Source organism: Piscinibacter sp., from assembly GCF_050175855.1.
Taxonomy (GTDB): domain Bacteria; phylum Pseudomonadota; class Gammaproteobacteria; order Burkholderiales; family Burkholderiaceae_C; genus Piscinibacter.
In genome coordinates this window covers 1-8565 of record NZ_JBFXIO010000221.1, presented here as the reverse complement: position 1 = coordinate 8565, position 8565 = coordinate 1, and the positions used below count along the sequence as shown (strand labels likewise).

9 protein-coding genes are annotated in these 8565 nt (G+C 68.7%); 8 read left to right on the top strand and 1 reads right to left on the bottom strand.

The window, feature by feature from the left end; all coding sequences use genetic code 11:
• A partial coding sequence (gene trkA / locus AB7U92_RS16365; protein ID WP_428579077.1) for a Trk system potassium transporter TrkA occupies positions 1-1186 on the top strand: 1186 nt, incomplete at its 5' end.
• Positions 1186-2643: a TrkH family potassium uptake protein gene (locus AB7U92_RS16360; RefSeq protein ID WP_428579074.1), complete on the top strand. Its 1458-nt coding sequence runs from the start codon at positions 1186-1188 to the stop codon at positions 2641-2643. The genes trkA and AB7U92_RS16360, both read left to right, overlap by 1 nt.
• Positions 2644-2651: 8 nt before the next feature.
• Here the strand turns inward: AB7U92_RS16360 and AB7U92_RS16355 are convergent, their stop codons facing one another.
• Positions 2652-3305 carry an energy-coupling factor ABC transporter permease gene (locus AB7U92_RS16355; protein ID WP_428579072.1) on the bottom strand — a complete coding sequence of 218 codons (654 nt, stop codon included), beginning with the start codon at positions 3303-3305 and terminating at the stop codon, positions 2652-2654.
• Positions 3306-3338: 33 nt separating this feature from the next.
• On the opposite strand from AB7U92_RS16355, the gene AB7U92_RS16350 reads away from it, so the two are divergent.
• From AB7U92_RS16350 to AB7U92_RS16325, 6 genes are all read left to right on the top strand, one after another.
• A complete protein-coding gene (locus tag AB7U92_RS16350) occupies positions 3339-3950 on the top strand; it encodes a 2-hydroxychromene-2-carboxylate isomerase (protein WP_428579070.1) in 612 nt (203 codons plus the stop codon).
• The gene (locus AB7U92_RS16345; RefSeq protein ID WP_428579067.1) at positions 3950-4507 is read left to right on the top strand and encodes a DinB family protein; all 558 of its coding nucleotides are present in this window, start codon (positions 3950-3952) and stop codon (positions 4505-4507) included. The genes AB7U92_RS16350 and AB7U92_RS16345 overlap by 1 nt, the downstream gene beginning before the upstream one ends.
• A gap of 116 nt (positions 4508-4623) precedes the next feature.
• A complete protein-coding gene (locus AB7U92_RS16340; protein ID WP_428579064.1) occupies positions 4624-6246 on the top strand; it encodes a carboxyl transferase domain-containing protein in 1623 nt (540 codons plus the stop codon).
• Between the two features lie 11 nt (positions 6247-6257).
• Positions 6258-7391 (top strand): acyl-CoA dehydrogenase family protein, encoded by a 1134-nt coding sequence (locus AB7U92_RS16335; RefSeq protein ID WP_428579061.1) that lies wholly within the window; start codon positions 6258-6260, stop codon positions 7389-7391.
• Between the two features lie 11 nt (positions 7392-7402).
• Positions 7403-8185: an enoyl-CoA hydratase/isomerase family protein gene (locus AB7U92_RS16330; protein WP_428579059.1), complete on the top strand. Its 783-nt coding sequence runs from the start codon at positions 7403-7405 to the stop codon at positions 8183-8185.
• A 5-nt stretch (positions 8186-8190) separates the two neighbouring features.
• On the top strand, positions 8191-8565 hold a 375-nt coding region (locus AB7U92_RS16325), incomplete at its 3' end, for a DUF4126 domain-containing protein (RefSeq protein WP_428579056.1).

Sequence of the window (8565 nt, the reverse complement as noted above, 5' to 3'; positions counted from 1 at the left end):
GACCAACCTCGTGTGCTGCAAGGTCGCGCACGACGTCTTCAACATCCCGACCACGATCGCGCGCATCCGTTCGCCGGAGTTCCAGAACGAGAGCCCGCTGATGGCCAAGGAAGGCTTCGCGGTCGACGAGGTGATCTGTCCGGAGGAGTCGATCACCCGCTACATCCGCAAGCTGATCGAATACCCCGAGGCACTGCAGGTGCTGGAATTCGCCGAAGGCGCGGTCAGCCTCATCGCGGTGCGCGCGGTGACCGGCGGGCCGATGGTGCGCCACGTGATCAGCGAGCTGCCGCAGCTGGTGCCGAACGTGGAGATGCGCTTCGTGGCGATCTACCGCAGCGACGAACTCGGGGTCGACCGCCAGGTGATCTGCGACGGCACCACCCGCATCGAGCCCGGCGACGAGGTCTTCGTGCTCGCCGCCACGCGAGACATCCGGCGCGTGCTGGATGCGCTGCGCCGGCGCGACGAGCCGGTGCGCCGCGTGATGATCGCCGGTGGCGGCCGCGTCGGCCTGCGCCTGGCGCGCGAGATCCAGGACGACTGCCGCATCAAGGTGATCGAGCCCAATCTGGCGCGCTGCGAATACCTGACCACGCAGCTCAGCGGCGACGCGCTCGTGCTGCAGGGCGACAGCACCGACGAGGAGCTGCTCGAGACCGAGAATGTGCAGGACACCGACCTGTTCCTGTCGCTCACCAGCGACGACGAGGACAACATCATGGCCTGCCTGCTGGCCAAGCGCATGGGCGCGCGGCGCGTGCTGGCGCTGATCAACCGGCGCGCCTACGCCGACCTCGTGCAGGGTACGCAGATCGACATCGCGCTGTCGCCGGCGCAGACGGTGATCGGCGAGCTGCTCGCGCACGTGCGCCGCGGCGACGTGGAGGCCGTCTATAGCCTGCGCCGCGGTGCCGCCGAGGCGCTGGAGGCGGTGGCGCACGGTGACCGCAAGTCGAGCAAGGTCGTCGGCCGGCGCATCGAGGAACTGCCACTGCCGCCGGGAGCGCAGATCGGCGCGATCGTGCGCACGGTGAACGACGCCGAGGTCTACAAGAAGGTCATCATCCCGCACCACGACACCGTGATCGAGAGCGACGACCACGTGATCGTGTTCGTGCCGAGGAAGCGCATGGTGCGCGAGATCGAGAAGCTGTTCCAGGTCAGCGCGACCTTCCTGTTCTGATGACCTCCCCACTTGCCGTCGTCGCCCTCGTCGGCCGGATGGTGGTGCTGTTCGCGCTGCTGATGCTGGTGCCGCTGGCCTTTGCGCTGTCGGAGCACGATCCGGCCGAGGACGCCTTCATCGTCGCCACGGCCCTCACCTTCGGCTGCGGGGTGATGATGAGCCTGGCCACGCGGCGCTTCCGCCGCGAGCTGCAGCCTCGCGACGGCTTCGTGCTGGTGGGGCTGACCTGGCTGGTGCTGCCGGCGTTCGGGGCCATCCCGCTGCTGCTGGCGATTCCCGGACTGAGCGTGACCGATGCCTACTTCGAATCGATGTCGGGCTTCACCGCCACCGGCGCCACGGTGCTCACCGGGCTGGACGCGCTGCCGCTGTCGGTCAACGTGTGGCGGTGCTTCATGATGCTGGTGGGCGGCCTGGGCATCATCGTGCTGGCGGTGGCCATCCTGCCGCTGCTGGGCGTGGGCGGCGCGCAGCTGTTCAAGGCCGAGACGGCCGGGCCGATGAAGGACGCCAAGCTCACGCCGCGCATCGCCGAGACGGCGCGCGGCCTGTGGGCGGTGTACTTCGTGGTCTCGGTGGCCTGCTTCTTCGCCTACCGCTGGGCCGGCATGAGCTGGGCCGATGCCTTCATGCACATGTGCACGACGATGGGCCTGGGCGGCTTCTCGTCACACGACCTGAGCTTCGGCTACTGGAACTCGCCGACCATCGAGGCGGTGGCCGTGGTGTTCATGATGCTGTCCGGCGTGAGCTTCGCGCTGTACTTCGTCGCCTGGAAGCAGCGTTCGCTGGGCGTGCTCTGGAACAACGTCGAGGTGCGCGCCTTCTACGCCGTGGTGATCGGCACGGTGGCGCTGATCTCGCTGTACCTCACCGTGAACCAGGTGTATCCGAGCTTCGAGGAGTCGCTGCGCCACACGGTCTTCCACGTGGTCTCGATCGCCACCACCACCGGCTATGCCTCTTACGACTATGCGCAGTGGCCATTGTTCGCGCCGCTGCTGATGATCCTGCTCGGCTGCTTCGCCACCTGCGCGGGCTCCACCGGCGGCGGCATCAAGATGGTCCGCATGATCCTGCTGCTCAAGCAGTCGTACCGCGAGCTGGTGCGGATCGTGCACCCGAACGTGGTCAATCCGGTGGTGATCGGCGGCTCGGCCATCAGCCCGCGGGTGATCCAGAACGTGATCGCCTACATGATGATCTACGGTGCCTCGCTGGTGGCGCTGACCATGCTGCTGCTGTTCAGCGGGCTGGACGTGGTGACCGCCTTCACCGCGGTGATCGCCTGCGTCAACAACATCGGCCCGGGCCTGGGCGAGGTCGGGCCGGCGGTGAACTACGGCGGGCTCACGAACTTCCAGACCTGGGTGTGCACCTTCGGCATGCTGCTCGGGCGGCTGGAGTTGCTGGCGGTGCTGGTGCTCTTCACTCCCCAGTTCTGGAGAGGATGACGCCGGGCTCAGGCGTCCTTCAGATAGCGCTCGTCCGACCAGCTCGCCAGCCACTGCGGCTTGAAGGCGACGAAGATCGCCACCAGCATGCCGGTGGAAAAGGCCTCGCCCCAGGCCATCAGCCAGTGGCCCAGCAGCACCGAGCCGATTTCGGTGCTTTGCGGCGCTGGCGTGAGGTGGGCCGACAGCGCGCCCGCGGCCATCATCGCCAGCGCGGTGACGATGAAGCCGCGGCCCAGGATGAACACGAAGGGGTGCTTGGGCAGCCAGCGGCGCGTGGCCAGGCCGATCAGCAGCGCGAACGTGGCGGCCACGATGCCGTTCCAGGCCAGGTGGTCCACCGCCTCGGCCCAGCCGATGCCGCCCAGCCAGGCGCCCAGCGCGGCAATCGGCACCAGGCTCAGCACCGCCAGCGGCCAGCCCAGCATCAGCACCATCAGGCAGGCGCCGGAGAGCTGTACCGCCACGCCGCCGGGCATCACCTTCTGCGCCGCCCACACCCAGGGCAGCAGCACCAGGCAGGCCAGCCAGGGATGCCAGATCGGCGCGCCGCGCAGCTGCCGCCACGGCCGCAGCGCGATCGCCACGGCCACGGCCACCACCACCAGAACCACCGAAAGACCCATTGCGACGATGCTATCGAGCAGGGTTGCCGACAGCATGACAAGGGTCAAGCAGCGCGGTAGGCTGTTCGCATGAGCCCGCTGCCGCGCCCGATCGACTTCTACTTCGACTTCTCGTCGCCCTACTCCTACATCGCGTCGGAGTGGATCGATGCGCTCGCCGCGCGTCACGGCCGCACGGTGAACTGGAAGGCCATCCTGCTCGGCGCCACCTTCCAGGCGGCCGAGCTGAAGAGCCCGGTGTCGTACCCGATCAAGCGCGAGTATTCGCTGCGCGACTTCGAGCGCTCGGCGCGCTTTGCCGGCGTGCCGATACGGAACCCCGACAAGTTCCCGATCCCGACCCAGAACGCGGCACGCGTGTTCTGGTGGCTCGCCGACCAGGACCGCGATCGCGCCACGCAGTGGGCGCGCCACTGCCTGCGCGCCTACTTCGCGCGTGGTGTCGACCTGAGCGATGTAGCGCAGTTGCGCGCTCTGGCCGACGACTTCGGCATCGGTGGCGACGCGGCCGAGGCGGTCTGGAACGACCCGGCCTGGAAGGCGCGGCTGAAGGCCGAGAACGAGGCGGCGATTGCCGCCGGCGTATTCGGCGCGCCCTTCTTCGTCGTCGATGGCGAGCCCTTCTGGGGCAACGACCGGCGGCCGCAGATCGAGCGCTGGCTGGAGAAGGGGCCGTTCTGATGCTCTCGCTGGCCGGGCAGCTGCGCATCCAGGCGCGGGCCAACCGGCTTGCCAACCGCCGCCTGCATGCGGCCATGGCCGCGCTGCCGGAGGCGGACTTCCACGCGCCGCGAGTGAGCTTCTTCCCCAGCCTCGCGGCCACGCTGAATCACATCCTCGCGGTCGATGAGTACTACGTCGGCGCGCTGCACGGTGACGCCGAACTGCCGCGCAGATACCGCGATTTCGCACCCGCGGCGACGCTGGCCGAACTGGCCGCACGCCAGCGAGCCAGCGACGAACGCCTGATCGCCTGGTGCGACGGGCTCGACGAGGCCGGCTGTTCGGCGATGGTCGACATGGACCGCGGCGAGCACGTGCAGCGCGACCGCGCCGCCCACGTGCTGTCGCACCTCTTCATGCACCAGACGCACCATCGTGGCCAGGTGCACGCGATGCTTTCCGGCACGACGGTGCCGCCGCCGCAGCTCGACGAGTTCCTGATGCCCAGCGACGACCGCTTCCGCGTGGCCGACATGGCGGCGCTCGGCTGGCGCGAGGCCGACGTCTACGGGTAAGTCGCAGGCGCAGTTGGCGCCCCGGGCGAGCCGGCCTCGATAGAATGCCAGATTGACGTTTACGTAAACGTCAACCAGCCGGCTGGTGCCACAGTCGGCCGACCCGTGGAGACCCCATGCCCGTTCTCGCTTCCAACCTCAGCCCCCGCTCCGAGGACTTCAAGGCCAATGCCGCAGCGATGCGCGCGCTGGTCGACGACCTGAACGCGAAGCTCGCGCTGATCGCCCAGGGCGGCGGCGAAGCGGCGCGCGCCAAGCACACGGCGCGCGGCAAGCTGCTGCCGCGCGAGCGGGTGGAGATGCTGCTCGACCCGGACACGCCTTTCCTCGAGGTGGCGCCGCTGGCGGCGCTGAACATGTACAAGGAAAAGGGCGGTGTCGATGCGGCGCCGGGCGCCGGGCTGATCGCCGGCATCGGCCGCGTGGCCGGCATCGAATGCATGGTGGTGTGCAACGACGCGACGGTGAAGGGCGGCACCTACTTCCCGATGACGGTGAAGAAGCACCTGCGCGCGCAGGAGATCGCGATGCAGAACCGCTTGCCGTGCATCTACCTCGTCGACAGCGGCGGCGCCAACCTGCCCAACCAGGACGACGTGTTTCCCGACCGCGAGCACTTCGGCCGCATCTTCTTCAACCAGGCCAACATGAGCGCCCAGGGCATCCCGCAGATCGCGGTGGTGATGGGCTCTTGCACCGCCGGCGGCGCCTACATGCCGGCGATGAGCGACGAATCGATCATCGTGAAGAACCAGGGCACCATCTTCCTCGGCGGCCCGCCGCTGGTGAAGGCGGCGATCGGCGAGGTGGTGAGCGCCGAAGACCTCGGCGGCGGTGACGTGCACACCCGCCTGTCCGGCGTGGCCGACCACCTCGCGCAGAACGACACGCACGCGCTGGCGATCGCGCGGGCGTCTGTCGCCAACCTGAACTGGCGCAAGGCGCACGAGCAGCGGCTCGCGCCGCCGCGGCCGCCGCTGTTCGACCCGAGCGAGCTGCACGGCATCATCCCGGCCGACCCGCGCAAGCCCTACGACGTGCACGAGATCATCGCGCGCATCGTCGACGGCTCCGAGTTCGACGAGTTCAAGGCGCGATACGGCACCACGCTGGTGTGCGGCTTCGCGCACATCGAAGGCATGCCGGTGGGCATCGTCGCCAACAACGGCGTGCTGTTCAGCGAGAGCGCGCTCAAGGGTGCGCACTTCATCGAGCTGTGCGGCCAGCGCAAGATCCCGCTGGTGTTCCTGCAGAACATCACCGGCTTCATGGTCGGCCGCAAGTACGAGAGCGAGGGCATCGCCAAGCACGGCGCGAAGATGGTCACCGCCGTGTCGACCGTCAACGTGCCCAAGTTCACCGTCATCATCGGCGGCAGTTTCGGCGCAGGGAACTACGGCATGTGCGGACGCGCCTACTCGCCGCGCTTCCTGTGGATGTGGCCGAACGCGCGCATCTCGGTGATGGGCGGCGAGCAGGCCGCCAGCGTGCTGGCCACCGTCAAGCGCGACGGCATCGAGGCCAAGGGCGGCTCCTGGAGCACCGAGGAGGAAAAGGCCTTCAAGCAGCCCATCCTCGACCAATTCGAGCACCAGGCACATCCGTACTACGCCAGCGCGCGGCTGTGGGACGACGGCGTGATCGACCCGGCCGACACCCGCCGCGTGCTGGCGCTGGCGATCAGCGCGAGCCTGAACGCGCCGATTCCCGAGGCGAAGTTCGGCGTGTTCCGCATGTGAGACGAGCGGCCATGGAGAACATCTACCTCACCCCCGACCACGAGACGCTGCGCGACCAGGTGGCGCGTTTCCTGGCGCGCGAGGTCGAGCCGTTCGCCGAGCAGTGGGAGCGCGACGGCTGCGTGCCGCGCGAGGTGCTGCGCAAGATGGGCGACGCCGGCTTTCTCGGCCTGATGTACTCGGCTCGGCACGGCGGCGCCGAAGCCGATGCGCTGACCAACCTGGTGTTCGCCGAGGCGCTGTCGCAGTCGACCTACGGCGGCTTCATCATCACCGTGCTCGTGCACACCGACATGGCCAGCCCGCACCTGCACCACGCCGGCAATCCGGCGCAGCAGGCGAAGTACATGCCCGGCGTGATCGCGGGGCGCACCATCACCGCGGTGGGCATCACCGAGCCCGGCGCGGGCTCCGACGTGGCCGGCCTCAGGACCACCGCGAAGCAAGACGGCGACGAGTGGGTGCTCAACGGCACCAAGCTCTTCATCACCAACGGCGTGCACGCCGATCTGTACTTCATCGCCGCGCGAACGGGTAGCGCACGCCACGCCATCTCGATGTTCATCGTCGAGAAGGGCACGCCGGGATTCACAGTCGGCCGCACGCTGGAGAAGACCGGCTGGCTGTCGTCCGACACTGCCGAGCTGGTCTTCGACGACTGCCGCATCCCGGCCGGCAACCTGCTGGGCGAAGTCGACAAGGGCTTCTACTCGGTGATGAAAAACTTCCAGACCGAGCGCATCGCGCTGGCGGCAATGGCCATCGGCCACTGCACGCGCGCGCTGGAGATGACGCTGGAGTACGTGCGCGACCGCCGCGCCTTCGGGGCCACCTTGTTCGACAAGCAGGTGGTTCGCCAGCGCCTGGCGATGCTCGACGCCAAGGTGCGCGCCGCGCGCCAGTACCTCTACCACTGCGGCTGGCTGGTCACGCAGGGCCGCGACGTGGTGCAGGACGTCTCTCTGCTCAAGTCGCTCACCGGTGAGCTGGTCAACGAGGTGGTGCAGGCCTGCCAGCAGTTCCACGGCGGCATGGGCTACATGCGCGGCACAGAAATCGAGCGGCTGTGGCGCGACGCGCGCATCCTGGCCATCGGCGGCGGCGCGACGGAAGTGATGCTCGACGAAGCGGCGAAGCGCTACTGATCGGATCCGCCATGACCACGACACTCGACGTCCAGCGAAGCGGCCCCGTGGCCCGCGTGTATCTCAACCGGCCCGAGGTCCGCAACGCCTTCAACGACGGCGTGATCGCCGAGCTCACCCAGACCTTTGCCACGCTGGGCGCCGACGCCACGCTGCGATGCATCGTGCTCGGCGGGCATGGCAAGGCCTTCTGCGCTGGCGCCGACCTGAACTGGATGCGCGCGATGGCGGGCTACAGCTGGGAGCAGAACCGCGCCGACGCGCAGGCACTGGCCGACATGCTGTGGACGATCTACAGCTGCCCCGTGCCGGTGGTCGGCCGCGTGCACGGCGACTGCTATGCGGGCGGGCTGGGCCTGGCCGCGGTGTGCGATGTGCTGGTGGCCGCCGAGGGCCTGCAGTTCTGCCTCAGCGAGGCGAAGCTGGGCCTGCTGCCGGCGACCATCGGCCCGTATGTCGTGAAGGCGATGGGCGAGCAGGCGGCGCGGCGCTGGTTCGTCACCGCCGAGCGTTTCAGCGCGGCGCAGGCGCACGCGATGGGCTTCGTGCACGAATGTGTGGCACCCGAGGCACTCGACGCCAAGGTCGACGAACTGATCGCCGCGCTGGTGGCCAACGGGCCGATGGCCGTGAGTGCCTGCAAGAAGCTCGTGCAGGATGTGGCCGGCCGCCCCATCGACGCCGAGCTGCGCGCCGAGACCGCACGCCGCATCGCCGACATCCGCGCCAGCGATGAAGGCCGCGAAGGGATCCAGTCCTTCCTGGCCAAGCGTGCGCCGAACTGGCTCGCCTGAAGGCCATGCAGGCGCTCGACACCGCACAGCTGATCGCCATCGCAGCCGCGCTCGGCTGGGCGAGCGGTATGCGCCTGTACCTGGTCGTGTTTCTCACCGGCATCGCCGGCTACTTCGGCTGGGTCGAGCTGCCGCAGGGCCTGAAGGTGCTTCAGCACCCCGCCATGCTGGGCGCGAGCGGCTTCATGCTGTTCGTCGAGTTCTTCGCCGACAAGATCCCGGGCGTCGACACGCTGTGGGACCTGGTCCACACCGTCGTGCGCATCCCGGCCGGCGCTGCGCTGGCCGCCTCGGTGTTCGGTGCCGATCAAGGCACCTGGGCGATGGCCGCCGCGTTGATGGGCGGCACGCTGGCGGCCACCAGCCACGTCGCCAAGGCC